Raw genomic sequence first — 25,558 nt, forward strand, 5'->3', positions numbered from 1 at the left:
CGGAACAGGCTGAGGTGCCCGTCAGAGACCAGTCACCCTGCGATCCTCTCCGCCGAGCCGACAGGCGCCCCTGCCGTGAACCTTGCCAGAGCATCTTCGCCGGGGGCGCAGGCGGTCTCGAGCACGTCGCGCTCGGCCGGGCTCAGGGCCTGCAGCCGCGAGGGCCGCGGGCGGGGCAGAGTGGCGGTTGTCCGGAGCCACTCGGAGGGGGCCGTCCCCGCGAGATACGTGCCGAGACGACGGATTTCCTCCTTTGGTGACTGGCACAAGTTCTCGTAGGAGAGCACGAGCGGCGTTTGCCCCGCGAGCGCTGCCACCCCCCGGCACGTCAGGTCCGACCAGAAGGCGCCGCACTCTTCCAGCGAAGGGCGCCGCTTCACGATATGCCCAAGCCCCCCGACCCCGCCGAGCGTCGCGATGAGAGGCCAGATCGCGCCGCGTCCGTAGTGGTGCCGCGGCGACAGCAGGTCGAGGCCGGTCCAGGACAGCCGGCGCCACATCCAGATCGCCAGACGCGTCGCGGGATAGTCCCGCATCGACAGGACGGTGTCCGGGCCGCTCCGCGTGAGCAGGACCGGACGGGCCTCCGGGAACACCTCGAGCAGCGTGCCCGCCGCGACGAGGGATCCGCCGGAGCGCTCGACCCAGACCTGCCGCCCTCCCCGCTCGCGCGCCAACACCGCGAAGAGCGCGCGATACTGCGCGGCCAGCGCGCGCTTCGGCCATGTAGGCACCTCCTGCGACAGCGTCCGGAACAGCGCGTCCGGATCGTCACTGAGATGGGGCAGCGTGATGGCAAGGATCGGCGGGCAGAGCCATGGGTCGTGCTCCGGGTCCTCGGTCTGGCCGTAGAGGAATTCCCGCGGCGCCGTGTCGGGATTGCCGATCTTCGAAAGCGCCCGCGACGGGCGCGACAGGTGGCGCCAGAGTTGCGCGCCCGACAGGACATCGGGTCGGAACGCATGTGGCCCAACGGTCGAGAACAACTCGGACACCGAGAGGATATCGGGGTGGCGATTGAGGATCTCGGACACAAGGGTCGACCCGCAGCGGGCAGACCCCAGGATCAGACCGCCGCCGAGCTGGCCGCGGCACGTGTCCGGATCTTGTTGTTTCGGGGCCGTCATGATTGCGCTGGCGCGATCGCGCGCACCATGGTTGCGACGGCTTCCCGCGCGAGAGCTTCGGGGGACCGGCTAGAGACCATGTGCAGCCGGTCGGCGGCGGCCATGGCCACGATGCCGTGGACTGCCAGAAACAGCTCTTCCGCGCGACCGGCGGCGTCTCCCTCGGGAGAGATTTCCGCCAGCGGGGCCGCAATCCGGCCGAGCAGCTTCTTGATCATTTGAAGATACCAATCGGGCGCGACATCGTCGCGTCGGGGCCCTTCGAACAGAGCCTGCCAGACGCCCTGCCGTCTCAGCATGAAGTCCACATAGGCATCTGCCAGATTGTAGAGCCAGACCTCGGGCGACGCCTCCGGAAGGGCTTCGATCGTGGCGCGCAATTCGCTGAACGTCTCGCGGTTGACCTCGAGGATGACGCCGCGAAGGCCGCCGAACTGGGCGTATATCGTTCCGCTGGTCACGCCGACCGCCTCGGCCAGCCCACGGGCGGTCAGGGCGGGCGGGCCACCCTCCTGCAGGAGGCTCCTTGCGGCAACGATGACACGGCGCCGCAGGTCCTCGGGATCGTATTGTCTGGGACGGGCCATTGGGTCCTCAAATTATTAATGGACATCGTTCAAAAACATACTTGACGAAATAAACTGGCATGTCAATGTTAATGGACAACGTTCATTAACGGGCGACGAGATCATGTTTCCAACCACGACCACCATCCTCGGCACCGGCAGCTACCTGCCCCGGACCTGCCTGACCTCGGACGAGATCGACACCCGCATGGGATGGCCCACGGGCCAGTCGCTGTCCCGGTTCGGGCTCCATGCCCGGCATGTGGCCAGCGATGACGAGACCTCCTCCTTCATGGCCGTCAGGGCCGCGGAACGCGCGCTGGAGATGGCGGGCTGCCGGGCGGACGAGCTCGACCTGATCATCGGCGCCTGCGGCGTGATGGAGCAGCCCATCCCCTCGACCGCGGTTCTGGTGCAGGACCGGCTGGGTCTTGCAAGTTCGGGGATCCCGGCCTTCGACGTCAACGCGACCTGTCTGAGCTTCCTTCAGGCGCTGGATCTTGCGGGCATGTGGCTGGAGGCGAACCGGGCCCGCCGCGTCCTGATCTTTTCTGCCGACATCGCGTCGGTCGGGCTCGACTGGTCCCGTCCCGAAGGCGCCGCGATCTTTGGGGACGGCGCCGGCGCCGTGGTGCTGGGCCGTGGCGAGGGCAGCATCATGGCCCATGGGTTCGAGACCTATGCCGAGGGGCGCGACGCCTGCGTGCTGGCCGCCGGGGGCACCCGGGTCAATCCCGCCCGCGGGGCACAGCCCGGGGACGAGACCTTCCGGATGGATGGCGGGCTGGCCTTCCGGGTGGCCTCGCGTCGGCTGCCGCGGTTTTTGGCCAAGCTGGTGTCCGGCGCCGGGATCGGCGTCGATCAGATCGACTGCATCGTCCCCCACCAGGCGAGCGCGCAGGCCCTGTCGCACGTGACGCGCGGGTTGCGGTTGAAGGCCGAGAAGGTCGTGAACATCTTCGCCCGCACCGGCAACCAGGTGGCGGCGTCGATCCCCAGCGCGCTGGATCACGCGGTCCGCTCGCAGCAGCTTCGCCGCGGCCAGACCGCCCTGCTGATGGGCACCTCCGCCGGCATTTCCCTTGGTGGCACGGTTCTGAGGTTCTGATGAAAGCGCTGATTACCGGAGCAAGCGGCTGTCTCGGCCGCGCGATGATCGAGGAGCTCGGGGCGCATGGATGGTCCCTGCGCACCACGGCCCGAACCCCCGTAGACCTGCCGGACTTCATGGCGGCCGATCTCACATGTGACGATCTTGGCCCGCTCGTGGACGGCGTCGATGCCGTCTTTCACTGCGCGGCGATGAGCGGCGGATGGGGCAGCCCGCAGGCGTTCCACGCCGCCAATGTCACGGCGACCGCGCGCCTGCTCGACAGCGCCCGCGCCGCGGGTGTCGCGCGCTTCGTCTTTGCCTCGACCCCGAGCCTCTACGCGGACGGGCGCGACAGGTTGCACGTCACGGAGGATGCGAGCCTGCCGGCGCGCGCCCTCTCCCCCTACGCGGACAGCAAGCGCGCGGCCGAGACGCTTGTACTGGGCTCCGACACGGCCGCGATGCGGTGTACTGCGATCCGCCCACGGGCGATCTATGGCCGACACGATCGCGCGCTTCTGCCGAGGCTCCGGGCCACCTTCGAGCGGGGCATCCTGCCGCTGATCGAGCGCGGCAGCGCGCGCATCGACCTGACCCACCGCCACGACGCGGCGCAGGCCATGCGCCTTGCGGCAGACGGCCCCGGCGGAGGGGTGTGGAACATCAGCTCCGGCGAGGTATTCACATTCCGTGCCTTGGCGGAGCTTGTCTGCGAGAAGGGCGGCTATCGCCCGAGACCGATCCGCCTGCCCTTCGGCCTTGCCTACAAGATGGCCGGGGTGATGGAACGGGCCGCCCCATTGCTCGGCGGCAAGGAGCCCGCGCTGACCCGGCAGGCCGTCGTCTCGATCGGGCGCTCCCTGACCCTCGACATCGGCGCGGCCAGACGCGATCTCGGGTATGAGCCGAAGGTCAGACTTGAAGAGGGGCTCGACGAATGCTTCGCGTGAACGTGTTCCGTGTCGGAAGCTGCCGGGTGCGCGGCTTTGCCGCCGGCCTGCCGGATCGGGGGGAGGTCGACCTCCCCGCGCTGGTGACGCTTGTCGAGACCGCCGATGCGGCCATCCTGTTCGACTGCGGCTATGGCGAGGCGTTCTTCAGCGCCACGAAGAGCTTTCCGGCCCGCGCCTATCGCTGGGCGACACCGGTCACCCTTCCCGCGGAGGAACGCCTGACACGGCAATTGCCCCGCCAGCCCGACATGGTGGTGCTGAGCCACATGCATGGCGACCACGTGGCGGGGCTGCCCGAGATCGCGGAGGGAACGCCGGTTCTGGCGTCGACCGAGGCCATCGCCCACCTCAGGGGCCTCAGGTCCGAGGTGAGCGCCACGCTGGCGGCCTGCCCCATGGCCCTGCGCGAGGCGGTCCTGTCGCGTGCGCCGCAGCCGGTCGAGGGTGGCGCGCTGGTCGAGACCGGCCTTCCGGGGTTTCCGCAAGGCCACGACGTGACCGGCACCGGCGACGCGATTGCCATTCCCCTGCCCGGCCACGGCGTGGGCCAGATCGGCTTGTGGCTGCCTGCGGCCAACACCTTCCTGATCGCCGACGCGGCCTATGCCCGAAGCGCGCTGCGCAGTGGCCGGCTCCCGCCCGCGCCCATCCTTGGGCGGCTGGGAAACGCGGGCCGCTACCGCGACACCTTCGGACGCCTGCAGGCGCTCATGCGCGCTCGGCCGGAGATCGTTATTGTGCCGTCGCACTGCCGGGAGGCTGCGCCATGAGCATCACAGCCTTCCTGCAGACCCGCTACGGCCGGGGCCTGCGCTCGCGTGCGGAGATCGAGGCGCATCAATCCCGCGCCATGGCGCGGTTCCGGCGCCGCATCATGCCCCGCTCGCCCTTCTACCAAGACCATATCGACACGCCGCTTCACGCGCTGCCCCGCATGGACAAGGCGCGACTGATGGAGAGCTTCACCGCGATCAACACCTGCGGCATCGACCGGGAGGAAGCGTTCGAGGTCGCCCTCGAGGCGGAGCGCAGCCGGGATTTCTCTCCGATGATCGGTAGGGTCGGCGTCGGCCTTTCGACCGGGACCTCCGGCCAGCGGGGATTGTTCCTGACCACCCCGCGCGAACGACGGCTCTGGGCGGCGATCATGTCGGGACGCTTCTGGCCCGACCTCCGGCGCCGGCAGAGGGTGGCGTTCTTCATGCGGGCGGACAACGCGCTCTACCGGTCGCTGAGCAATCCCCTGCTCCGGTTCGAGTTCTTCGACGTGACGCAGGGGATGGACGCGCATCTGCAAGGGCTGGGTGACTTCGCCCCCACCGTCCTGATTGCCCCCGCCGGTGTCCTGTCCTTTCTGGCACGCGCCCAGTCGGAGGGCCGGCTTGCGGTGCAGCCGCAGCGGGTGGTCTCGGTCGCGGAAAGCCTCGGACCTTCGGACCGCGCGGCGATCGCCCGCGCCTTCCGCACGCAGGTCGACGAGGTCTATCAGGCGACGGAGGGCGTGCTTGCCTTCACCTGCCCGGCCGGCAACCTGCATCTCAACGAAGCGTGGATGCGGATCGAGCGCGACGTGGTCGATCCGGAAAGCGGGGCGTTCTGCCCGGTGATCCACGACTTCACGCGCGAAAGCCTGCCGCTGCTGAACTATCGGCTCAACGATGTCCTTGTGCCCGACGAGACCCCTTGCCCCTGCGGCTCGGCCTGTTCGCGAATCGCGAGGATCGAAGGGCGAGAGGACGACATGCTCTGGTGGAAGGGGCCCGACGGACCGCGCCTCATTCCGGCAGAAGCCATCCGCACCATGTTGGCCAGCCTTGACCAGGCGGTCGGCGACTATCGCGTCGTGCAGCACGCGGATGCCCTGACGATCAGCCTCGAGCAGGTGGGGCCAGACACCGAGGCCGCGTTGCGGGCGCGTGTGTCCGAGCTTGCCCGGCAGTTCCGGGTCGCGCCGCCGACGCTTGTGGTCCGCGAGGGCCTTCCGCCGGACAGCGGGTTCAAGCGCCGGCGGATCCGGGTCGCGACGGACCAGATGTCCCTCGCCGAAGATCGGCGAAGCGCTTAGCCGCCTGCCCTACGCGCGCGGCAACTCGATGCGGATCGTCGTGCCTCTCGCCGCCGCGACCAGACGCACGCTGCCGTGATGCCGGCGCACGACCTGCTCGACGATGGACAGGCCAAGGCCGGTGCCCTCGCCGTTGCGAAGCTGCGAGAACCGGCGGAACGCGGCCTCCGACTGCTCTGAGGGGATGCCGACACCGTCGTCCTGCACGGTGACGGTGACGCCCGCCTCGCTCGGTGCGGTCCTCACGGTGATCCGGGTCATCTCGTCGCCGCCATGGCGCAAAGCGTTGTCCACGAGATTGGTCACCGCCTCGCCGATGAGGGTCGGGTCTGCCTCAACCGGCAGAGGCTCGGCGCAGCGATCGAGCGAAAAGTCGAGGTCGCGCGTCAGGGCCGCGTGCGCGCGCGCCTGACACACCTCTTCGATGACATCGTTCAGGTCGAACACCTGCCGCGCGCCGGTGTCGCCATAGCGCAGGCGCTCGAGCTGAAGCAGCTGGTTGGTCAGACGCGCCGTGGAACGCGCCGCATCGATCAGCTCTGCCTGCCGGGCGTCCCTCTCGCTCTCGTCGGTGACATCCGGAAGCGTTTCGGCAAGCGCCAGAAGCGCGGCGGCAGGGTTGCGCAGCTGATGCGCGGCGTCGGAAATGAACACCTGATGCGCCTCGATGTTGTCCTTCACCTGCCCGAACAGGCGGTTCAGCGTGCCGACCACCCCCGCGACCTCCTTGGGCACCGGGCGGCGGATCAGGGCGAGATCATCCGGCGAGCGGATCCGGATCGCCTCCTGAAGATCGTTGAGCGGCCGCAGCCCGAGCTGCACCCCGAACCAGACGACCAGCGCCAGCGTGGCCATCAGCCCGGCGATCAACGCGATCGCCCGCAAGGCCAGTTCCCGCGCGAAGGCCTGCCGGTCGCTCACGCGCTGCCAGACGGTCACCACGCTGTCGCCGGTGAGATTGGCGATGGTGCGGGCCTCGGTCATCCGCAGCACGCGCATCTCCTCGCCCCGGTAATCGGCGACGTAGTAGTTTGGCACCGTTGGGTCGAAGCCCGAGGGATGACGCGGAGGGTAGGCATAGCCCGTGACGTAATACCCGCCCGGCCCGGTGACGTGATAAAAGATCTCGCCCCCGCCGGCGTCGGAGATGAAGCTGCGGGTGATGGGCGACAGCGCATCGCCCTCCGAGATCGCCACATCCCGCGAGATTGCCAGCGCCGCGGCGAGCAGGCCGCGGTCGAAGAGTTCGTCGGAGGTTTCCTGCGCCGCATGGAAGCGCCACAGACCCAGAAGGATCGACACCGCGAACAGCGGCGGCAGGATCACGAGAAACAGCCTCAGCCGCAGCGAAAGTGCCCGGCGCCGCGCGCTCCCGCGCCGTTTATTCGCCATCTGAATCAAGCATGTAGCCAAGCCCGCGCGCGGTCTTGATGCGGATGCCGAACGGTTCGAGCCGCTTGCGCAGCCGCGAGACATGCGGTTCGATCGCGGTTTCGTCGGCGTCGGACCCGGTGCCGTAGACATGGCTGATCAACTGCGCCTTGGAGACGATGCGCCCGCGGCGCTCGAGCAGGCATTCCAGCGTCGCGATCTCCTTCCGGGGAATGTCGAGCGGCGTCTCGTTCTGCAGGAGTTGCCGGGCGTTGCGGTCGAAGATCAGCGGCCCCAGCCTGTCGCGCGCCGCGAATTCAAGGTTCTTGCGCCGGGCCATGGCACGAAGCCGGGCCTCCAGCTCGTCCATCTCGAACGGCTTGGTGAGGTAGTCGTCCGCCCCGGCATCGAGCCCCGCGACGCGTTCCGCCGTCTCGGACCGCGCGGTCAGCAGGATCACCGGCGTGCCGTCGCCGCGGCGTCGCATGGCGCGCAGGACCTCGAGCCCTTCCATGTGCAGCAGGTTCAGATCCAGCACCACCAGATCCGCCCCCTCCTGCGCGAGGAACGCATCCGCCTCGGCGCCGTCATGCAGCAGATCAACGGAGTGGCCGCGGTCGCGCAACCGGAACGCGATCCCGTGCGCCAGGGCTTCGTTGTCTTCGATCACGGCGATACGCATTCGGATGCCTTTGTCGATTTGCGCAAGTTTCACGCAAGGTTGGCACGGCATGTTTCCGCCGTTGGAGGAGGGAATCAGTCCCTTGAACGAATAACTCTTAAAGCGTCGGGCGCCTGTCCGGCGCGTAAAGGTCTACGGGAGGACACCAATGACCATCAAGACCCTTGCCGCCTCGGCTGCAACTCTCGCCCTGCTGAGCGCCCCGGCGCTGGCCGAAGTCGACTTCTCCGGAAAGACGATCGAATGGGTGATCCCGTTCTCGGAAACCGGCGGTTCGGCAAAATGGGCGAACTTCTTCGCGCCGCTGCTGGCGCAGGAGCTGCCCGGCGAACCGACCGTGGTCGTGAAATTCATGCCCGGCGCCGGCTCGACGAAGGGCGCGAACTGGTTCCAGGAGCAGGAATACGAGGACGGTACGATGCTGTTCGGGTCCTCCGGCTCGACCCAGTTCCCCTATCTGCTCGACGACCCGCGGGTGCGCTACGAGTACGGCGACTGGATCCCGGTCATGGCGACGGGCACCGGCGGTGTCGCCTACCTGAACCCGGAAGACGGCGCGAAGTTCGACGGCTCGGCCAACGGGCTTCAGGACGTCAACCTGATCTTCGGTTCGCAGGGGGCCACCGGGCTCGACCTGGTGCCGCTGCTGGCGTGGAAGCTGCTCGGCATGAACGTGGAGCCGGTGTTCGGCATCAAGGGCCGCGGTGACGGTCGCCTGATGTTCGAGCGCGGCGAGGCCACCATCGATTACCAGACCTCCTCGGGCTACCTGTCCGGCGGCGCCGAACTGGTCGAGGCCGGCACCGCCGTGCCGATGATGAGCTGGGGCGCGCTCGACGAAGACGGTGCCATCGTCCGCGATCCGACCTTCCCGGACATGCCGTCGTTCAAGGAAGTCTGCGCCGCGACCGAGGGCTGTGAGACCGAGGGCGTGGCCTGGGACGCCTGGAAGGCCTTCTTCATCGCGGGCTATCCGTCGCAGAAGATCGCGTTCCTGCCGCAGGGCACCCCGCAAGAGGTGATCGACACCTATGTCGCGGCCTTCGAAGCGGTGCGCGCGCGCCCCGACTTCGCCGAGATCTCGTCGAACGAAGTGGGTCAGTACCCGATGTTCGTCGGCGAAGGCGCGGTCAAGGCGACAAAGGAGGCGACCACGGTGTCGCCCGAGGCCAAGGCCTATGTCATCGACTGGCTCAAGGACTCCTACGGCGTGACGATCAAGTAATCGTCGCGCAGGCGGGCCCCCTTTCTCCTCCCCCGGGGGGCCCGCCCTTTTCGACTTCCTTCTGAAAACTCAACCGAAAGAACGGTGCGATGGATCTCTTCGCGACCGCCCTGCCGGCGCTTGCCGACGCATGGGCTCTCATCCTGCAACCTCTGGTCCTGGGCTATCTGGTCCTGGGAGTGGTCATGGGGCTTGCGGTCGGCGTCTTTCCCGGCCTCGGCGGCATCGCCGGCCTGTCGTTGCTGCTGCCCTTCATGTTCGGCATGGAACCCGTGCTGGGTCTTGCGCTGATGATCGGCATGGTGGCCGTGGTGCCCACCTCGGACACGTTCTCTTCCGTGCTCATGGGCATTCCGGGCTCGTCCGCCTCACAGGCGACGGTGCTCGACGGGTTTCCGCTGGCGCGCAAGGGCCAGGCGGCGCGGGCGCTGTCGGCGGCCTTCACCGCCTCGCTCTTCGGCGGCCTTGTCGGCGCCTGCTTCCTGACGCTGTTCATCGTCGTCGCGCGGCCGCTCGTGCTGGCGTTCGGCCTGCCCGAGATGCTGATGATCTCGGTGCTGGGCCTGTCGATGGTCGCGGTGCTCGCGGGGCGCGTCGCGCTCAAGGGGCTTGCGGCGGCGGGTCTGGGCATGTTGATCGGCACCATCGGTGTCGCGGATGCCGGCGGCTCGCTGCGTATGGCGAGCTATGATTTCCCCTATCTCACCGACGGCCTGCAACTCGTCATCGTGGGCCTCGGCATCTTTGCCGTGCCCGAGATCGTCTCGCTGCTGCGGCAGGACCAGTCGATCTCCAAGAACGCCTCGCTCGGCGCCGGCTGGATGGACGGCGTGCGCGACTGGTTCGCGAACAAATGGCTGTCGGTCCGCTGCTCGCTGATCGGCGTGCTGGTGGGCGTGATCCCCGGCCTCGGCGGCTCGGTGGTCGACTGGATCGCCTATGGCCACGCGGTGCAGACCACCAAGGACAAGTCGAACTTCGGCAAGGGCGAGATCCGCGGCGTGATCGGGCCGGAAAGCTCGAACAACGCCAAGGAAGGTGGCGGCCTCGTGCCCACCCTCCTGTTCGGCATTCCCGGCTCGGGCTCCATGGCGATCTTCATCGGGGCGATCGCCCTGCTGGGATCGGGCGACATCGAGGTCGGCCCGGCCATGCTCCGCGACAACCTCGACATCACCTATTCCATCGTCTGGCTGCTGGCGCTGGCCAACGTCGTCGGCACGCTGCTGTGCATCGGCGTCTCGGGCGGCATCGCGAAGCTGACCACCATCCGCTTCACCTATCTCGCGCCGTTCCTGTTCATGCTGATCGCCTTCGCGGCCTTCCAGTCCGGACAGAACTTCGAGGACATCCTTGCGCTGTTCGCCATTGGCCTGATCGGCATCTTCCTGCGCCGCTTCGACTGGTCGCGCCCGGCCTTCCTGATCGGGTTCGTGCTGTCCAACCCGGTCGAGAAATTCTCGAACCAGGCCTTCCAGATCGCGTCCTTCCGCTTCCGCCGGTCGTTCGAGGAGGGGATGGACTACATCTTCTCGCCGATCGTCATCGTGCTGCTGATCATCACCGTGGTGTCGGTCGTTCTGGGTCTGCGTCAGGCCAAGACCATCATGGCCGAGGGCGACGTCCAGTCCGGCTCGAAGCGCGCGCCGATCGTCTTCCTGCTGGTGATCATGGCGTATGTCGTGACCGCGCTGCTCAACGCCAACGCCATCCCCGACTACAACATGACGGACAAGATCGTGCCGCTGGTGATCGGGGGCATCACCCTGGTCGCCCTGCTCATCCTGCTGGTGCAGATGATCCTGCGCCCCGAGGGCAACACGATCTTCGCCGACAAGGAAGCTTCGGGCGAGGACGCCGACGCGCCCTACGGGCTGTGGGGCACGCTGGCCTGGTTCGCGAGCCTGATCGCCGCGACCTATTTCGTGGGCTTCATCCTCGCGCTGGCCGGCTTCCTCGTCGTCTTCCTGAGGGTGCGCGCCCAGGCCCCCTGGCCCAAGACGCTGATCCTCACGGCCTGCGGCCTCGCGCTGATGTGCGTGATGGCGGGTGCGCTCAACCGCGACTTCCCGCCGGGCCTTCTGCAGGACGCCGTCGATCTGCCCTGGCCGCTGCACTGACCTTCCGGAGACATTGACATGACACAGACCGGCATTCCCTTCGTCTTCATGCGTGGCGGCACCTCGCGGGGACCGTACTTCAATCGCGCCGACCTGCCCGAGGACCGCGAGACCCTCGCCGAGGTGCTGATCGAGGTTCTCGGCGCGGGCCATCCGATCAACATCGACGGCATCGGCGGCGGTGTGGCGGTGACCACGAAGGTCGCCATACTGTCGCCGTCGGAGGACGACTGGGCGGACGTGGATTACTTCTTCGCCCAGGTGTCCGTCGACGAGCGGCTGGTCGACTTCAAGCCGACCTGCGGCAACATCCTGTCGGGCGTCGGCCCGGCGGCCATCGAGATGGGTCTCGTCGCCCCCACCGGCGACGAGACCGAGATACGCATCCGCGCCGTGAACACCGGGGCGCGGGTGCTGGCACGGGTGCAAACCCCGGGCGGCGCGCTGCGCTATGGCGGCGACACCGCCATCGCCGGCGTGCCCGGCACCGCCGCCCCCATCGCGCTCAGCTTCATGGGCGTTGTGGGCTCGTCGACCGGGGCGTTCCTGCCCACCGGAAACCTGCACGACAGCTTTGACGACATCGAGGTCACCTGCATGGACGTGGCCATGCCGATGGTCATCGCCCGCGCCGAAGACTTCGGCCTTTCGGGCCACGAGACGGTGCAGGAGCTGGACGAGAACCGCGAGTTCTTCGCCCGCATGGAGGCGGTGCGCCTTCAGGCCGGCGCCGCCATGGGCATGGGCGACGTGTCGAAATCGGTCACGCCGAAGTTCGGCCTGCTGGCCCCGGCGCGCGATGGCGGAACGATCGCGACCCGCTATTTCATGCCCTGGACCACGCACCCGTCGATGGCGGTCACCGGATCGCAATGCCTTGCCTCCTGCGCGCTAACACCGGGCACGGTGGCGGACGGGCTGCTCGAGCGGCCCGCCGAGAGCCCGGCCAATGTCGTGCTGGAACACGCCTCGGGCACCATCGAGGTGCTCGTGGATTTCGACATGACCGACCAATTCACCCTCAACTCCGCCGGGCTGCTGCGCACCGCGCGCAAGCTGGCGGACGGGCAGGTCTACGTGCCCGCCTCTGTCTGGAAAGGCCGATAAGATGCCGATGATGAACCTGCTCGTCGCCTTCAACGGCTCCGAAGGCTCGGTTGCCGCCTTGCGCTATGCCGCGGCGCTGGCCGACCGGCTCGGCGCGCATGTCACGGCGATGCTGGCCCACACCGCCCACGAGGTCATCGACAAGCGCTCGCGCTGGATTCCGAAGGAAGCGCGCGCGCTGCTCGACGAGGTCGGCGCCAACGTCCTGCGCGACATCGAGGCCCGGTTCGAGGCCGAGCGCAGCGCGCTGGGGCTGACCAACACGCTGCAGCTGAGGGAGGTGAAAGGCCGCGTCGACACCGTTCTGTCCGAGGCGGCCCGGCATTACGACATGCTCATCGTCGGAAGCCACGCAGAGACCGACGACGAACACGTGACCCTGCACCCGGACCGCATCGCGCTGATGTCGGGGCGCCCGGTGGTCGTGGTCCCGGCGGGCTACGAGGGCGATGGGCGTCTGACCCACGCGGCGCTCGCCTGGGACGGTGGCCGTGCCGCCGCGCGCGCCTTGTCCGACAGTCTTCGCCTGCTCGAGGATGCGGGCCGGGTCAGCGTTCTGACCGTCGGGCCGCGTGCGAGCTGGCCAATTCAGGATTTGATGACCCACCTCGCCCGCCACGAGGTCGACGCCACCCTCGAGGAATGGCCCACCTCTCATCCCGTTGCCCCGACCCTGCTGAGCTGGTGCGAAAAGCACCGCCCGTCGCTGCTGGTTCTGGGCGCCTTCGAGCATTCCAAGTTCCGCGAAGACCTGCTGGGCGGCGTCACCTCCGAGGTGCTGTCCCGGATCGACATCCCCGTCCTGCTGTCCCACTGAGAGGCCCGTCATGACCCCCTTCGAGAAACTGGCGCTGCTGCGCCGCGAGCTGGAAGACTTCCGCAGGGAGCTGTCGCAGCCCGCCCTCGCCGAGCAGGTCACCGAGACCGACCATGCGATCTTGCACGACCGCGTCAGCCGCGCCATCAAGGCGCTGTCCCCGCAAGGCTGAGAGAGCGGCATGAAGGTCCATATTCTCGACGACTGGTTCGACACGCTGCAGGGGCTGCCCTGCTTCCGCCTGCTTGACGGCCACGAGGTCACGGTCTGGACCGATGCCGCCCCCGACGAGGACACGCTCGCCGCGCGCCTCGCCGGGGCCGAATGCGTCGTTCTCTTCCGCGAGCGCACGCGCATCACGCGCAGCCTGCTGGAGCGGCTGCCGAACCTGCGGCTGATCTCGCAGCGCAGTGCCTGGCCGCATGTGGATGTCGACGCCTGCACCGAGCAGGGCGTGCTGCTGTGCTCCAACACCGGCGCGGACGGCGCCAACTACGCCGCCGCCGAGCTGACCTTCGCGCTGATCCTCGCCGCGATGCGGCAGTTGCCGCAGCAGATGGCCAGCGCCAAGGCGGGCACTTGGCAGACCGGCGTCGGGCGCACGCTGCGTGGCCGGACGCTGGGGCTTTACGGCTACGGGCGGATCGGCCGGGCGGTGGCGGACTATGCCCGCGCCTTCGGAATGCCGGTGCAGTGGTGGGCCTCGGACGAGGGACGCGCCCGTGCCACGGCGGCGGGCGAGACCGTTGCCGAAAGCCGCGAGGCCTTCTTCGCGCAAAGCGAGGTGCTGTCGCTGCACATGCGCCTGACGCCGCAGACCCGCGGCATCGTCACCGCCGACGACCTAGCGCAGATGGCGCCGCGCTCGGTGCTGGTGAACACCTCGCGCGCCGGGCTGATCTCGCCGGGCGCGCTGCTGGCGGGCCTCGACGCGGGCCGCCCCGCCATGGCCGCGGTCGATGTCTTCGACACCGAGCCGCTCACCGATCCCGGGGACCCGCTGCTGGCGCATCCGAACCTGATCGCGACGCCGCATATCGGCTTTGTCACCGAAGACGAATTTGACAGCCAGTTCACCGACATCTTCGAGCAGGTGAACGCCTACGCCGCGGGCGCGCCGATCCACATGGTCAATCCCTCCGCCTACGGGCGATGAGCCCGGCAAGTATCGGAGCCCCCACGATCACGATGACGATGCGCGTCAGATGGTGGGTGATGACGAACCCCAGGTCCGCGCCCGTCACGATGGCAAGCACGGTCATCTCGGCCTGACCGCCTGGCGCGAAGGCGAGGAAGGCGGCCACCGGATCGCCGAGGCCCAGCCCCGAGACGATGCCGGAAAAGCCCGCCGCCAGCACCGAGAGCACCACCACATAGGCCACGCCCGCCGCCACGACGCGGGTCAGCTCGCGCAGGGTCACGCCGAGGAACTGCACCCCGATGCCGCAACCGATGAAGAACTGCGCCGCGAGGATCGCCTCGGCCGGCGGGCGGAAGTGGATCACCCCGGACAGCGACAGCGTCGCGGTGACGATCATCGGCCCGAGGATCGACGCGCCGAAGAGGCCGACACGCTCGCCGCCCTTCCAGCCGATGAAGGCCGCGGCTGCCATGATGACCAGTTCGTACCACGGCAGGTCCGCGACCGGGCTGCCGATCGGATTGGTCAGCGGCGCGCCGTAGAAATGGCTCAGGATGAACGGCGCCAGCGTCACGATGAACAGCACCCGCGTGCCGTGCACCAGCGCCAGCACCCTGGGGCTGGCCCCGGCCTCGGTGCCGAAGATCACCATGTCCTGAAGCCCGCCCGGCATCGCCGCGTAATAGGCGGTGGGGCCATCGAACCCCCAGACTTTGCGAAAGAACGGCACGCCGACCAGCGCGATCACCGCGATGAAGAGCGGGATCAGCGCGATGGACGCCGCCATCCGCGGCAACTCGGCGATGACCGTCGGCGTGATCGACGCCCCCACCGCCACCCCGAGGATGGTGCGCGCCGCGACCGACACCTGCCCGAACCCCTTGAGCGGCGCATGTGCGAGCGCCCCCGCGAGGCAGAAGCTCATCGGCCCGAACAGGAAGGGCAGCGGCAGGCCAAGCAGCCAGAACAGCCCCGTCCCTGCCGCCGCGAGGGCGAATGTCAGGAGCCTGCGGCCCATGGCCTGTGTGAATAGATGTTTGCGCAAACCCGCCTCCAGCCTCGCTTGACCCGATCTTGAATACTATTGTATCCACGTGGATACAATAGTCGATGGAGAGTCGCGTGACCACCGAAGATGACAGCACCCCGCAGGGCAACACCGCCTATGCCCGCCTGATCGCCGAGCTGCGCGACGGCCGCCTCAACCCGGGCGACCGGCTGCGCGAGACAGATCTTGCAGAGCGTCTCGGCGTGTCGCGCACCCCGGTCCGCGAGGCGATTCGCCAGCTCGAGGCGGATGGCATCGTCACCCACCTTCCCCGCCAGGGCGCCAGCGTCCGCACGCTGGATTACGCCGAGGTGATGGAGCTTTACGAAATGCGCGCCGTGCTCGAGGGGACGGCCGCGCGGCTGGCCGCCCGCGCTGCGTCGGATATCGAGATCGAGGAGCTGGCGGACATGAACCGGCAGATGGCCGAGCTCGGCGATGCGCCGGACGCCTTCGTGCTGAACCGCCAGTTCCATGCCGCCCTGCTGGACGCGGCCAAGAACCGGTTCTTGGCCCGGTCCATCCACGTTCTGCAAAAGGCGCTGATGATCCTCGGCCCGACCACGCTGACCGAGCCGGACCGTGCGCACAAGGCCGTCGAAGAGCATTTCGAGGTGCTGGACGCCATCCAGGCGCGCGACGGCGCGCGCGCCGAGACCGCCATGCGCGCCCATATCGAAGCGGCGCAGCGCGTGCGCGTCCGCGCGCTTCGCGCCCTGCCCAACCGTTCCCCCGGATATGACGGAGACCTCTTGTGACCGCTCCTGTTTCGAGCCCCGACATCCTTGTCATCGGCGGCGGCAATGCGGCGCTTTGCGCGGCGATCACCGCCGCCGAGGCGGGCGCCAGCGTGCTGATCCTGGAAACCGCCCCGAAGCCCTATCGCGGCGGCAATTCCCGCCACACGCGCAATTTCCGCTGTATGCATCACGGCCCGCTCGGCCCGCTGGTCGACAGCTATACCGAAGAGGAATACCTCGCCGACCTGCTCAAGGTCACCGGCGGCAAGACCCATGAGGGGCTGGCCCGCCTCGCGATCCGCAGCTCGGAAGACTGCCTGCCGTGGATGGAAGCGCATGGCGTGCGCTTTCAGCCCTCGCTGTCGGGCACGCTGTCGCTGGCGCGCACCAACGCCTTCTTCCTCGGCGGCGGCAAGAGCCTTGTGAATGCCTATTACCGCACTGCCGAGGCCCTCGGCGTCGAGGTGAAATACGAGGCTGCCGTCACCCATCTGGAGCTGGCCGACGGTCGGGTCGCATATGTCGAGTACACCCAAGGGGACGAGACCCACCGCCTGACGCCGAAATCGGTCGTCGTGGCCTCGGGCGGGTTTCAGGCCGACACCGACTGGCTGGCCCGCGCCTGGGGCCCGGCGGCCAAGAACTTTCTCATTCGTGGCACGCCCTACAATCGCGGCGTGGTGCTGGCCGACCTGCTCGATCAGGGGATCGAGCAAGTAGGCGATCCGACGCAGTGCCACGCAGTCGCCATCGACGGGCGCGCTCCGAAATTCGACGGCGGCATCGTCACCCGGCTCGACTGCGTGCCCTTCTCGATCGTGGTGAACAAGGAGGCCCGGCGGTTCTACGACGAGGGCGAGGATGTCTGGCCCAAACGCTACGCCATCTGGGGGCGCCTCGTCGCGGCGCAGCCAGACCAGGTGGGCTATGTCATCATCGACGCCAAGTCGCTCAACCTGTTCATGCCCTCGGTCTTCCCGCCGATCAAGGCCGACACGCTCGAAGAGCTGGCCGACAAGATGGGCCTGCCCGCCGACGCGCTGGCGCAGACCGTGGCCGAGTTCAACGCCGCCTGCGGCGACACGTCGGGCTTTCACCCGACCGAGCTGGACGGCGTCAGCACCACCGGCCTGACCCCGCCAAAGACCAACTGGGCCCGCCCGATCACCGAGGCGCCGTTCTACGGCTATTCCCTGCGCACCGGCGTGACCTTCACCTATCTCGGGCTGAAGGTCGACGAGAACGCGCAATGCTCCATCGGCAACCGCCCGGTGTCCAACCTGTGGGCGGCGGGCGAAACCATGGCCGGCTCGATCCTCGGTCAGGGCTATCTCGCCGGGTTTGGCATGACCATCGGCACCGTCTTCGGACGCATCGCAGGCAAGGAGGCCGCCGCATATGCACATGCAAACTGATCTGCTTCAGGAGGCGCGCCGGCAGGCCGAGGTCTGCAACGCCTGCCGTTATTGCGAGGGCTATTGTTCGGTCTTTCCGGCCCTGCACGCGGAGCGCGCCTTTTCCGACGGCGACCTCACGCAGCTGGCGAACCTGTGCCACAACTGCCGGGGCTGCTATTACGCCTGCCAGTACACCGCCCCGCACGAGTTCGACCTGAACCTGCCACAAGCGCTGGCCGATGTGCGGCAGGACAGCTGGGAAGAGCTCGCCTTCCCGAAGGCAGCAGGCAAGGCGTTCCAGAAGAACGGCCTGATGATCGCCCTTGCCACGGTGACCGGCTTCGCCCTGCTGTTCTGGGCGGCAAAGGCCCTGGCAAGCCAGGGCGGCGAGGGCTTCTACGCGGTCCTGTCGCACAACGCGATGGTGGCCATCTTCCTTCCCGCCTTCCTGTTCCCGCTGCTCAGCATCGCCATCAGCCTGCGCCGCTACTGGCGCCGGGTCGGAGCAAAGCCGCTGAAACTGGCGCATCTCGTGCAGGCGGTCCGGCAGGCCGCCAGCATGAAGAACCTCAAGGGCGGCCATGGCGACGGCTGCAATTTCGAGGACGAGGACCGCTTCAGCCACGCCCGCCGCGCGGTGCATCAGGCGGTCATGTACGGGTTCCTTCTGTGCTTTGCCTCGACCAGCGTGGCCACTGTCATGCATTACGCGCTGAACATGCCCGCCCCCTACCCGCTTCTGTCGCTGCCGAAACTGCTGGGCCTGTCCGGCGGGCTGCTGCTGGTGGCGGGCTGTTTCGAGATGGTCCGGCTGAAGCTGCGCTCCGAGCGCACGCTTGGCGCGAGCGGTGCCTTCGGCGGCGAGATCGCCTTTGTCGGACTGCTGGGCTTCGTCGGACTGAGCGGGCTGGTGCTCTATGCCCTCGGCCAGACCCCGGCCATGCCTGCGCTTCTCGCCATCCATCTGGGCGCGGTGCTGGGCTTCTTCCTGCTGATGCCCTTCACCAAGATGGCGCACGGCTTCTATCGCCTCGCCGCGCTCGCGGTCGATGCACAACGAGGATGATCTAGGTTCGGGGGCAGGTCTGACCTGCCCCCGCAAACCGTCGTCTCGGCAACCGGGAGGGCCGCGGGCTTCGTCTCCCGGCTGAGAGAGAACGAGTTCTGATCCCCAAGCTCTATTCGGGCGGGTTTCACCGGCCCCACCGACCTGCGAAGGGCACCCAGACGCCGTGGCTGCTCGTGGCACCTTCAGACCGTATGGGCGCACTACAAAACCCGACCACCGACGAGGCTCCACCCGTGTCGACGGGGATGTCAGCCCGCCTGCGCTGCCCCGCTCTGGCGCCGTTCGAACGCGGCAATGCGTGCCAGACTTGCCGCGCCTTCCGGCAGGCAATCCGGCCAGAGGGTGTGCATGTGCATGAGGCCGGGAGTGACATGCAGCGACACCTCGCAATCGGCCAGGGCCATCGCCCGTGCCAGAAGCAGCGAGTCGTCCAAAAGGATCTCCGCGCCCACGGCCTCGAGATGAACGGGGGGAAGGCCCGCCAGCTCGCCAAGAAGGGGCGACGCGGCCGGGTCCTTGCCGCTCCGGTCGGGCATGGCCTGCCGCGCGAGGGCCGCATCGCTGGCATCGTCGTTCATGGCGTCGCTCTCGCGCCCGCGCGTCTGGCTCGCCCCGCTGCGATCGGTGTTGGGCGAGACGAGCGCGAGCCCCTTGAGATCCGCGCCGGTCTGCGCCGCGACCAGCGCGAGATGCCCCCCGGCGCTGTCGCCGCCCGCTACCACCGGCCCGCTGTCGGAGAGGACCGCGTGGGCGTCCTCCAACATCGCGGGCCAGGGATCTTCCGGCGCGAGGCGGTAATCGGGCAGGACCACGCGCAGGCCGTGCGCGGCCAGAGCGGTCGCCAGGGTGGCATGGGTTTCGGGCGCCCCAAAGACATAGCCACCCCCGTGAAACCAGACGATTTCCGGCCCCTCGCCGACCACCAGACACCGCCGCCCGCCCCGCGTGATCTCGGACAGGTGGGGTTGCGGGCCAGCCAGTGTCGCGAAGGCCCGCCGCATTTGCTGGGCAGAGCCCGAAATCGGGCAGGCCGCGATGCGATCGCGCAGCTCTGCCTCTGTCTTTGGTCGGCGGTCGAGGGGGGAGGCTTGGGCGCGCTCTGTCATTTTCGGGTCAATTCGGCTGAGGGACGCATGTCCGTGGATCGGGGAAGGTCGTCGACTTGTAGAGATCAAGGCGCGGGGCGCCGTTGGGTTCCCGAGGGGCGCACGGAAACACGTCATGCCGAGTCTTGCTGTATCCCGGGCAGAGAGGGGACCTGTATCACAAACCTCGATATCGAAGGCAGCCTTGCGATCATCACCGGCCCTGCAAGTGGCATCGGCTTGGCGCACGCGGCCCAGAGCCGACCGCGTCGAAGCCGAAGAGATAAAGCCCAGTCAATCTCCGAAACGGCAGGGGCCCGGGACCGGTCATGGGGCACCAGCTGCCTGTATCCTTCGATCAGCAGGGGGATCTCGCCCTGCGGCACCGCGGGTGCGAACTTGGCGCGCCGAAGGTAAAGCCGATAGAATTCGATGCGCTCCGCCGGCTCGAGAACCTGCCCGAGTTTCGCGGCGATCGGCTTGATACGATGGTGGTTCATCTGCCATAATCTGGGGGTCGTGTCCTTGCCTTCGTCGGCAATGAAAGCGCGCGACAGCGTGGCGGAATCGGTCGGCGACATCGGCGTGGCCTTCCGGTTCGGGTCAGCCAAATATGCGATTGCCTCTGAGTATGTGCATCCAAGCGCCCCGCGACGGACGCTCTACAATCGTTGGAAGCGGTGGAGGTGAGTGGCAAACGCCACCGGTCCGAGCGCGGCCACGAGCGGGGTGTCTTCGTAGAAATGATGGTGGGAGGGGCAGCCGGCACGGCGAAAAGAAGACCGTGATGATAGACGCCACCTGCAAGGCCTACCGCGCGGCGTCCAGTCCGAGTGTGACAAGGGGGCGCCTGTTCGGACGCCCCCCAATACCTATTCCTACGCCAACGGCCCGGCAGGTCACCCCGTACGGTGGTGGCGATCAGCCCCCCGCCCCCGGCCGCCGTTGCTCGAGCAGGCGGCCGGGCGGGATGCCGTTCACCCCATCAGTCGGGCGCTTCGACGAGGATCTTGACGTGGGACTTCTCCGCGACCAACGCCTCGAAGCCCTCTGCCACGATGTCGTCGAGCGCGATGCGCTTGGTGACGAGCTGGTCCGCGCTGAAGTACCCTTGTGTCATCAGCGCCATGACCGCGGGGTAGACGTTGCGATAGGCGATGGTCCCCTGCAGCTGGCGCTCCTTGAGAACCGCCGTGTTGGGCTGGAAGGACGCCTCCTTCTCCCAGATCGACACGATCAAAACCTGTCCCTCGTGGCGTGTGGCGTCGATGCACTGAGGCAGCACCTGCGGCACGCCCGTCACCTCGAAGGCGACGTGCACGCCTCCGGTGGCGGCACGGATCGTGTCGACCGCGTCGCTCTCCGTCGGGTCGATGACCGAGGTCGCGCCCAGATCGAGCGCCTTCTGGCGGCGCACCTCGGATGGCTCGACCACGTGGATTTCCGACGCCCCCGCGACGCGCAGCGCCTCGACGACCAGAAGGCCGATGGGCCCGGCCCCGAAGACGGCTGCCTTGTCCCCCGCCTTGATCTTGGACAGCCGCACGGCATGCAGGGCAACCGCAGCCGGCTCGACCAGCGCGCCCTGTTCCATCGACAGGTCATCGGGCATCTTGTGGACCATGCGCGCGGGCACGACGCTGTGCGCGGCAAAACCACCATGGCCGCCGGAGAGGCCCACGAAGCCGAGGCTGTCGCAGAGGTTGTACTTGCCCTCCAGGCAGGCCGGACAGGTCCCGCAGGCAAAGATCGGCTCGATCGCCACGCGGTCGCCGATCGCGAGGTCGGTGACGCCGTCGCCCAGCTCGGTGACCGTGCCGCAATACTCGTGCCCCATGGTGATCGGCGCCTTGTCGTGGCTCAGCGGGTGGTCTTCGTCCACCGGGACGAAGATCGGGCCGGCCAGGTATTCGTGCAGGTCGCTGCCGCAGATCCCGGTCCATGCCACCTTGACCTTCACTTCGCCCGCCTTCGGCGTCGGCTCCGGAATGTCCTCGACGCGGATATCCTCCACGCCATGCCAACGTGCTGCTTTCATGTCTGTTCTCCAATGTCAGAAAAGGGGGCGCCCGGCGGGAGGAGAGGCCGGGCGCTGGACGCGCCGCTCACGGCGCGCCGGGAGGGCCATCACGACAGGTGATGCACCTCCTGACGCCCGTAGACAGGCGTGTCGATGCCTTCCATCCGGGCCTTCAACTGAAGCGCCAGGTACAGCGAGTAGTGGCGCGACTGGTGCAGGTTGCCGCCGTGGAACCAGAGGTTCTCCTGCTGGGTCGGCTTCCACATGTTGCGCTGCTCGCCCTCCCAGGGGCCGGGGTCCTTGGTGGTGTCCGAGCCGAGGCCCCAGACCTTGCCGACCTTGTCGGCCACCTCCGGGCTAATGAGATCGGCGGCCCAGCCGTTCATGCTGCCGTAGCCCGTCGCCATCACCACGAGATCGGCCTCGAGATGCGTCCCGTCGGCCAGCACCACGCCGGTCTCGTCGAAGCGCTCCACCTGCCCCTTCACCAGCTTCACCTCGCCATCGATGATAAGCTGGCTGGCGCCCACGTCGATGTAGTAGCCCGAGCCGCGGCGGAGATACTTCATGAACAGCCCCGAGCCGTCATCGCCCCAATCGAGATCGAACCCGGCCCGTTCGAGCCCGGCGTAGAACTCGGCGTCGCGCTCCTTCATCTGGTCGTAGAGCGGGATCTGGAACTCGTGCATGATGCGGTAGGGCAGCGAGGCAAAGACCATGTCGGCCTTCTCAGTCGTCATGCCGCTGGCGACGGCGTCCTCGGAGTAGAGCGCGCCGAGGCCGATCTCCATCAGGCTGTCGGACTTGACGATATGGGTGGAACTGCGCTGCACCATCGTCACATCGGCATCGGCCTCCCACAGCGCGGCGCAGATGTCGTGCGCCGAGTTGTTGGAGCCCACGACCACCACCTTCTTGCCGCTCCACGCGTCCGGACCGTCGTGCTGCGAGGAATGCTGGATGGTGCCCTTGAAGTCCTCCATGCCGGGGAACTTCGGCATGTTCGCCTTGCCCGACATGCCGGTGGCGAGCACCAGCTGGGTGGGGCGCAGCGTGACCTCCTCGCCGTCGCGGTTCACCTTGACCTCCCACGTCCCGGACGCCTCGTCGAAGCTGGCCTTCTGCACCTCGGACCGGGTCCAGTAGTTGAGCTCCATGACCTTGGTGTACATCTCGAGCCAGTCGCCGACCTTGTCCTTGGGTGTGAAGACCGGCCAGTTGTCGGGAAACTTGATATACGGCAGGTGGTCGTACCAGATCGGATCGTGCAGGCAGAGCGACTTGTACCGCGAGCGCCACTGGTCGCCGGGGCGGTCATGCTTGTCGAGCACGATGGTCGGCACGCCGAGCTGGCGCAGCCGCGCGCCAAGCGCGATGCCGCCCTGCCCGCCGCCGATGATCACGGTGTAGGGCTGCTCGGTGTAGCCCAGCTCCGCCGCTTCCGCCTCACGCTTTTCCGACCACGACTTGCGGTTCTTCGCGGCCTCGTGCTCGGCCCCCATCGGGCGGCGCTTGCCGCGGTTCTCCTCGAACCCCTTCAGCTCTTGCAGCGTGGTGAGCAACGTCCAAATGCGGCCGTCCTTCAGGCGCATCAGTCCCCAGCCCCGCCCGGTCGCGGTCTCGAAGGTGATCCACGTCGTGATGACACCTCCCTCCTCGGCGGGAAGCTCCCCCTGCTGGATGGCAAAGCCGTGCGGCTTGGTGTGCTTGAGCTGAGCCGTAAGCATGTCCTGCACGCCGGCGGGCCCCTCCACTGTCTTCAGGTTCCAGGTAACGGCGACCAGGTCGCGCCAGTAGCTGTCGGTGGCAAAGAGCGCACTGGCCGCCTGCGCGTCGCCCTGCTCAAGGGCGGCGTTCAGGCTGTCGAGCATATCCTGCACCTCGGCGGTGACGGTCGAGTCGAGCATTGCATATCCTCCTCATAGGCAATGTGATGAGGAGAGTGTGGCGAGCCCGACCGCCCTCGGGCCACGTGAATCCGACAGTTTTGGCTGTCTGCGAGCTTGCAGCAGCGCAGCATGTTGCAAACGCAACGCCGCGCAACGCGTCACTTCGGCGCGCGCAACCCTTCCTTGCGGATCCGGCGCAGCACCGTCGAGCGGTTGACCCCCAGCCGCCGAGCGGCGCGGGCCATGTTCCAGTTGCAGGCGTCGAGCACGGTCTCGAGGCTCGGCTCAGGGTCGCAGGCACAGGGTGGCTCGGGCAAATCCGGCAGATCGATCACCGAGCCTTCGGCCAGGGCACAGGCCACGTCGAGCACATTGCCCAGCTCGCGCAGGTTGCCCGGCCAGTCGCGGGCCATCAGCTCCGCGCGGGCCGAGGGCGTGAGACGCATCTCGCCGCCCGACCGCCGCCGCAGCAGCCGCTCGATCAGCCAGCCAAGATCCTGCCGCTCGCGCAAGGGCGGCAGCTCGAAGACGGCCCCGGCGAGCCGGTGATAGAGCGCGGAGGGCAGGATGTCGTGCGACAGAAGCGCACTTGGCGCGAGGCCGCTGGTTGCGATCGCTCGCAGGTCGGGATGCGCATCCAGAAGGCCGGGCAGCGCAAGGGCGGCCGTCTCGGACAAATCCTCGATCCGCCGAAGCAGCAGCGTCGCCGGCCGGGGCTGCGCCTCGACCACCGAGGCCATCTCGTCGGCCGGCATCCCGGCGCAGTCCAGCGTGACGAACCCGCCCCGCCGCGAGGCCATGTGAACGGCGCGGGCGAGCTTTGTCTTGCCACTGCCGCTCTCGCCGCAGAGCAGCAGCGGAACCTCCGTAGGCGCAAGCCGCTCGACCCGCGACAGGAGGCGGTCCATGCCGGGATCGCTGCCCGCAAACCCGGTCAGGACGCCGGCGGAGCCGCGCGAGACCCGCGCCCCCGCTGGCCGACGCGGGGCCTGTGGCGCGATCGCGTGACCGAAGACCGCACCGCCATCGCCAAGCGCCACGACACGCTCTTCGGTCGGGCGATCGCGCATCAGGTCCGGAAGATCGTCGACGCCGATCCCGAGCAGACCGTCGATCCGTTCTCCGATCAGCTGCCCCCCGCGCGCGAGCATCCGGGTGGCGGCATGGGTGGCCCCGATCACCCGGCCCGAGCCGTCAAGAGCGACCGCGCATTCCGGGTCCACATCGAGGAACTCCGGGCTGGAGGAGAACCTCAACACCCATTCGCGACGGCTCGCGGCCATCAGGTTGGCCATCTCGACCCGCCGCGCCGCAGCCGTCACCAGAGACATGGCGAGGTTCTGGCTGCTTTTCGGCGAGGGCGAGCGCAGCAGCGAGATGTCGAGCACCGCGGCCAGTTGCCCGAGGCTGTCGTAGATCGGAGCGGAGGTACACGAAAGTGCGGTATGGGCATTGCCGAAATGATCGTCCTGATGGACCGTGACCGGCTCGCCGGTGACGATGCAAGCGCCCACGCCGCAGGTCCCGGCAAGATCCTCGGACCAGTTCGAGCCGAGATAGAGCCCTGCCCCGCGCAGTTCGTCGGCAAACAGGCTGTCGCCGAAGAAGTCGACGCAGACCCCTTTCGCGTCCGCCAGCAGCAGCACGTAATTCTGCCCCGCCACCTGTCTAAACAGGGTCTGCAGGCTGGACCGCGCCGCCCCGATCATCCAGTCGGCCTGCTCACGATGGGTGCGGAATTCCGTGTCGGTCACGATATGGGCCGGCTCGTTGCGGGTGGGGTCCATACCATAGAGCTCGACACACCGGCGCCAGGACGCGTCTACGTAACTGTCGCGTCCAGAGGCATGACCATTCAGGACCTGGGCAATTTCCTCTACGTGATACCGCTCGATCATCAGACCTCTCCCTGATCCGCATGGTACAGTCAAAAGCTGCTCTGCCAATGCAGGATTTTGGTATGAGGGGCCGGTCCTGTCGATCTGAAAGCGACGGTCTGCTCATGGGCGGGTGGATTGGGCTAAGGGCGGTGACCCGCTGTGC

General features: G+C 67.9%; 23 protein-coding genes. 13 read left to right on the forward strand and 10 right to left on the reverse strand.

Going from position 1 to position 25,558, the window contains the following annotated elements; all coding sequences use genetic code 11:
* Window positions 1–32: 32 nt before the first annotated feature.
* Window positions 33–1,127, reverse strand: a complete 1,095-nt coding sequence (locus LCM15_RS09215; RefSeq protein ID WP_224855630.1) for a sulfotransferase — start codon at window positions 1,125–1,127, stop codon at window positions 33–35.
* A complete protein-coding gene (locus tag LCM15_RS09220; protein ID WP_224855632.1) occupies window positions 1,124–1,714 on the reverse strand; it encodes a TetR/AcrR family transcriptional regulator in 591 nt (196 codons plus the stop codon). Before LCM15_RS09220 ends, LCM15_RS09215 begins: the two co-directional genes overlap by 4 nt.
* A gap of 103 nt (window positions 1,715–1,817) precedes the next feature.
* Here LCM15_RS09220 and LCM15_RS09225 point away from each other — a divergent pair, with 103 nt between their 5' ends.
* Genes LCM15_RS09225 through LCM15_RS09240 form a run of 4 tightly spaced genes read left to right on the forward strand, consistent with a single transcriptional unit; the run spans window position 1,818 to window position 5,804 of the window.
* Window positions 1,818–2,801: a 3-oxoacyl-[acyl-carrier-protein] synthase III C-terminal domain-containing protein gene (locus tag LCM15_RS09225; protein ID WP_224855633.1), complete on the forward strand. Its 984-nt coding sequence runs from the start codon at window positions 1,818–1,820 to the stop codon at window positions 2,799–2,801.
* On the forward strand, window positions 2,801–3,736 hold the full coding sequence (locus LCM15_RS09230) for an NAD-dependent epimerase/dehydratase family protein (protein WP_224855635.1): 936 nt from the start codon (window positions 2,801–2,803) through the stop codon (window positions 3,734–3,736). Before LCM15_RS09225 ends, LCM15_RS09230 begins: the two co-directional genes overlap by 1 nt.
* Window positions 3,724–4,509, forward strand: coding sequence for an MBL fold metallo-hydrolase (locus LCM15_RS09235; protein WP_224855637.1), 786 nt, complete (start codon window positions 3,724–3,726; stop codon window positions 4,507–4,509). The genes LCM15_RS09230 and LCM15_RS09235 overlap by 13 nt, the downstream gene beginning before the upstream one ends.
* A complete protein-coding gene (locus tag LCM15_RS09240; RefSeq protein WP_224855640.1) occupies window positions 4,506–5,804 on the forward strand; it encodes a F390 synthetase-related protein in 1,299 nt (432 codons plus the stop codon). The genes LCM15_RS09235 and LCM15_RS09240 overlap by 4 nt, the downstream gene beginning before the upstream one ends.
* A 9-nt stretch (window positions 5,805–5,813) precedes the next feature.
* Here LCM15_RS09240 and LCM15_RS09245 read toward each other — a convergent pair whose 3' ends face one another.
* Together LCM15_RS09245 and LCM15_RS09250 are read right to left on the reverse strand one after the other, a co-directional pair.
* A complete protein-coding gene (locus tag LCM15_RS09245) occupies window positions 5,814–7,196 on the reverse strand; it encodes a sensor histidine kinase (RefSeq protein ID WP_224855642.1) in 1,383 nt (460 codons plus the stop codon).
* Window positions 7,186–7,857 carry a response regulator transcription factor gene (locus LCM15_RS09250; protein ID WP_224855644.1) on the reverse strand — a complete coding sequence of 224 codons (672 nt, stop codon included), beginning with the start codon at window positions 7,855–7,857 and terminating at the stop codon, window positions 7,186–7,188. The genes LCM15_RS09245 and LCM15_RS09250 overlap by 11 nt, the downstream gene beginning before the upstream one ends.
* Before the next feature lie 148 nt (window positions 7,858–8,005).
* Here LCM15_RS09250 and LCM15_RS09255 point away from each other — a divergent pair, with 148 nt between their 5' ends.
* The 6 genes from LCM15_RS09255 (at window position 8,006) to LCM15_RS09280 (ending at window position 14,282) form a co-directional block, all read left to right on the forward strand.
* Window positions 8,006–9,082, forward strand: a complete 1,077-nt coding sequence (locus LCM15_RS09255) for a tricarboxylate transporter (protein WP_224855646.1) — start codon at window positions 8,006–8,008, stop codon at window positions 9,080–9,082.
* An 89-nt stretch (window positions 9,083–9,171) separates the two neighbouring features.
* Entirely contained in the window at window positions 9,172–11,202 is a 2,031-nt protein-coding gene (locus tag LCM15_RS09260; protein WP_224855648.1) for a tripartite tricarboxylate transporter permease, read from the forward strand.
* 18 nt (window positions 11,203–11,220) lie between these two features.
* On the forward strand, window positions 11,221–12,309 hold the full coding sequence (locus LCM15_RS09265) for a 4-oxalomesaconate tautomerase (RefSeq protein WP_224855650.1): 1,089 nt from the start codon (window positions 11,221–11,223) through the stop codon (window positions 12,307–12,309).
* 1 nt (window position 12,310) lies between these two features.
* Complete coding sequence (locus LCM15_RS09270) at window positions 12,311–13,126, forward strand: universal stress protein (RefSeq protein ID WP_224855652.1); 816 nt, start codon at window positions 12,311–12,313, stop codon at window positions 13,124–13,126.
* Between the two features lie 10 nt (window positions 13,127–13,136).
* A complete protein-coding gene (locus LCM15_RS09275; RefSeq protein WP_224855654.1) occupies window positions 13,137–13,298 on the forward strand; it encodes a hypothetical protein in 162 nt (53 codons plus the stop codon).
* 9 nt (window positions 13,299–13,307) lie between these two features.
* Window positions 13,308–14,282 carry a D-2-hydroxyacid dehydrogenase family protein gene (locus tag LCM15_RS09280; protein ID WP_224855656.1) on the forward strand — a complete coding sequence of 325 codons (975 nt, stop codon included), beginning with the start codon at window positions 13,308–13,310 and terminating at the stop codon, window positions 14,280–14,282.
* On the opposite strand, the gene LCM15_RS09285 is transcribed toward LCM15_RS09280, so the two are convergent.
* Window positions 14,257–15,285, reverse strand: a complete 1,029-nt coding sequence (locus LCM15_RS09285) for an AbrB family transcriptional regulator (RefSeq protein WP_412103285.1) — start codon at window positions 15,283–15,285, stop codon at window positions 14,257–14,259. The genes LCM15_RS09280 and LCM15_RS09285 overlap by 26 nt on opposite strands.
* A gap of 104 nt (window positions 15,286–15,389) precedes the next feature.
* Here LCM15_RS09285 and LCM15_RS09290 point away from each other — a divergent pair, with 104 nt between their 5' ends.
* Genes LCM15_RS09290 through tcuB form a run of 3 tightly spaced genes read left to right on the forward strand, consistent with a single transcriptional unit; the run spans window position 15,390 to window position 18,518 of the window.
* Window positions 15,390–16,073: a GntR family transcriptional regulator gene (locus LCM15_RS09290; RefSeq protein WP_412103281.1), complete on the forward strand. Its 684-nt coding sequence runs from the start codon at window positions 15,390–15,392 to the stop codon at window positions 16,071–16,073.
* Window positions 16,070–17,470, forward strand: a complete 1,401-nt coding sequence (tcuA, locus tag LCM15_RS09295; RefSeq protein ID WP_224855661.1) for an FAD-dependent tricarballylate dehydrogenase TcuA — start codon at window positions 16,070–16,072, stop codon at window positions 17,468–17,470. Before LCM15_RS09290 ends, tcuA begins: the two co-directional genes overlap by 4 nt.
* Window positions 17,460–18,518, forward strand: coding sequence for a tricarballylate utilization 4Fe-4S protein TcuB (tcuB, locus tag LCM15_RS09300; RefSeq protein WP_224855728.1), 1,059 nt, complete (start codon window positions 17,460–17,462; stop codon window positions 18,516–18,518). Before tcuA ends, tcuB begins: the two co-directional genes overlap by 11 nt.
* Before the next feature lie 251 nt (window positions 18,519–18,769).
* On the opposite strand, the gene LCM15_RS09305 is transcribed toward tcuB, so the two are convergent.
* The 5 genes from LCM15_RS09305 to LCM15_RS09325 all read right to left on the reverse strand — a co-directional run bounded on the left by LCM15_RS09305 (window position 18,770) and on the right by LCM15_RS09325 (window position 25,413).
* On the reverse strand, window positions 18,770–19,627 hold the full coding sequence (locus tag LCM15_RS09305) for an alpha/beta hydrolase (RefSeq protein ID WP_224855663.1): 858 nt from the start codon (window positions 19,625–19,627) through the stop codon (window positions 18,770–18,772).
* A 113-nt stretch (window positions 19,628–19,740) separates the two neighbouring features.
* A complete protein-coding gene (locus LCM15_RS09310; RefSeq protein ID WP_224855665.1) occupies window positions 19,741–20,187 on the reverse strand; it encodes a hypothetical protein in 447 nt (148 codons plus the stop codon).
* 404 nt (window positions 20,188–20,591) lie between these two features.
* Window positions 20,592–21,644 carry a 2,3-butanediol dehydrogenase gene (locus LCM15_RS09315; RefSeq protein WP_224855667.1) on the reverse strand — a complete coding sequence of 351 codons (1,053 nt, stop codon included), beginning with the start codon at window positions 21,642–21,644 and terminating at the stop codon, window positions 20,592–20,594.
* Window positions 21,645–21,733: 89 nt separating this feature from the next.
* Window positions 21,734–23,533 (reverse strand): NAD(P)/FAD-dependent oxidoreductase, encoded by a 1,800-nt coding sequence (locus LCM15_RS09320; protein WP_224855669.1) that lies wholly within the window; start codon window positions 23,531–23,533, stop codon window positions 21,734–21,736.
* Window positions 23,534–23,673: 140 nt separating this feature from the next.
* On the reverse strand, window positions 23,674–25,413 hold the full coding sequence (locus LCM15_RS09325; protein WP_224855671.1) for a sigma-54-dependent Fis family transcriptional regulator: 1,740 nt from the start codon (window positions 25,411–25,413) through the stop codon (window positions 23,674–23,676).
* Window positions 25,414–25,558: the final 145 nt, after the last annotated feature.

Source organism: Salipiger bermudensis (assembly GCF_020171625.1).
Lineage (GTDB): Bacteria > Pseudomonadota > Alphaproteobacteria > Rhodobacterales > Rhodobacteraceae > Salipiger > Salipiger bermudensis_B.

Coding starts and splice junctions, on each gene's coding strand:
- LCM15_RS09215 (WP_224855630.1), bottom strand. CDS start 1,127: ATGACGGCCCCGAAACAACAAGATCCGGACACGTGCCGCGGCCAGCTC.
- LCM15_RS09220 (WP_224855632.1), bottom strand. CDS start 1,714: ATGGCCCGTCCCAGACAATACGATCCCGAGGACCTGCGGCGCCGTGTC.
- LCM15_RS09225 (WP_224855633.1), top strand. CDS start 1,818: ATGTTTCCAACCACGACCACCATCCTCGGCACCGGCAGCTACCTGCCC.
- LCM15_RS09230 (WP_224855635.1), top strand. CDS start 2,801: ATGAAAGCGCTGATTACCGGAGCAAGCGGCTGTCTCGGCCGCGCGATG.
- LCM15_RS09235 (WP_224855637.1), top strand. CDS start 3,724: ATGCTTCGCGTGAACGTGTTCCGTGTCGGAAGCTGCCGGGTGCGCGGC.
- LCM15_RS09240 (WP_224855640.1), top strand. CDS start 4,506: ATGAGCATCACAGCCTTCCTGCAGACCCGCTACGGCCGGGGCCTGCGC.
- LCM15_RS09245 (WP_224855642.1), bottom strand. CDS start 7,196: ATGGCGAATAAACGGCGCGGGAGCGCGCGGCGCCGGGCACTTTCGCTG.
- LCM15_RS09250 (WP_224855644.1), bottom strand. CDS start 7,857: ATGCGTATCGCCGTGATCGAAGACAACGAAGCCCTGGCGCACGGGATC.
- LCM15_RS09255 (WP_224855646.1), top strand. CDS start 8,006: ATGACCATCAAGACCCTTGCCGCCTCGGCTGCAACTCTCGCCCTGCTG.
- LCM15_RS09260 (WP_224855648.1), top strand. CDS start 9,172: ATGGATCTCTTCGCGACCGCCCTGCCGGCGCTTGCCGACGCATGGGCT.
- LCM15_RS09265 (WP_224855650.1), top strand. CDS start 11,221: ATGACACAGACCGGCATTCCCTTCGTCTTCATGCGTGGCGGCACCTCG.
- LCM15_RS09270 (WP_224855652.1), top strand. CDS start 12,311: ATGCCGATGATGAACCTGCTCGTCGCCTTCAACGGCTCCGAAGGCTCG.
- LCM15_RS09275 (WP_224855654.1), top strand. CDS start 13,137: ATGACCCCCTTCGAGAAACTGGCGCTGCTGCGCCGCGAGCTGGAAGAC.
- LCM15_RS09280 (WP_224855656.1), top strand. CDS start 13,308: ATGAAGGTCCATATTCTCGACGACTGGTTCGACACGCTGCAGGGGCTG.
- LCM15_RS09285 (WP_412103285.1), bottom strand. CDS start 15,285: ATGGGCCGCAGGCTCCTGACATTCGCCCTCGCGGCGGCAGGGACGGGG.
- tcuB (WP_224855728.1), top strand. CDS start 17,460: ATGCAAACTGATCTGCTTCAGGAGGCGCGCCGGCAGGCCGAGGTCTGC.
- LCM15_RS09305 (WP_224855663.1), bottom strand. CDS start 19,627: ATGACAGAGCGCGCCCAAGCCTCCCCCCTCGACCGCCGACCAAAGACA.
- LCM15_RS09310 (WP_224855665.1), bottom strand. CDS start 20,187: ATGTCGCCGACCGATTCCGCCACGCTGTCGCGCGCTTTCATTGCCGAC.
- LCM15_RS09315 (WP_224855667.1), bottom strand. CDS start 21,644: ATGAAAGCAGCACGTTGGCATGGCGTGGAGGATATCCGCGTCGAGGAC.
- LCM15_RS09320 (WP_224855669.1), bottom strand. CDS start 23,533: ATGCTCGACTCGACCGTCACCGCCGAGGTGCAGGATATGCTCGACAGC.
- LCM15_RS09325 (WP_224855671.1), bottom strand. CDS start 25,413: ATGATCGAGCGGTATCACGTAGAGGAAATTGCCCAGGTCCTGAATGGT.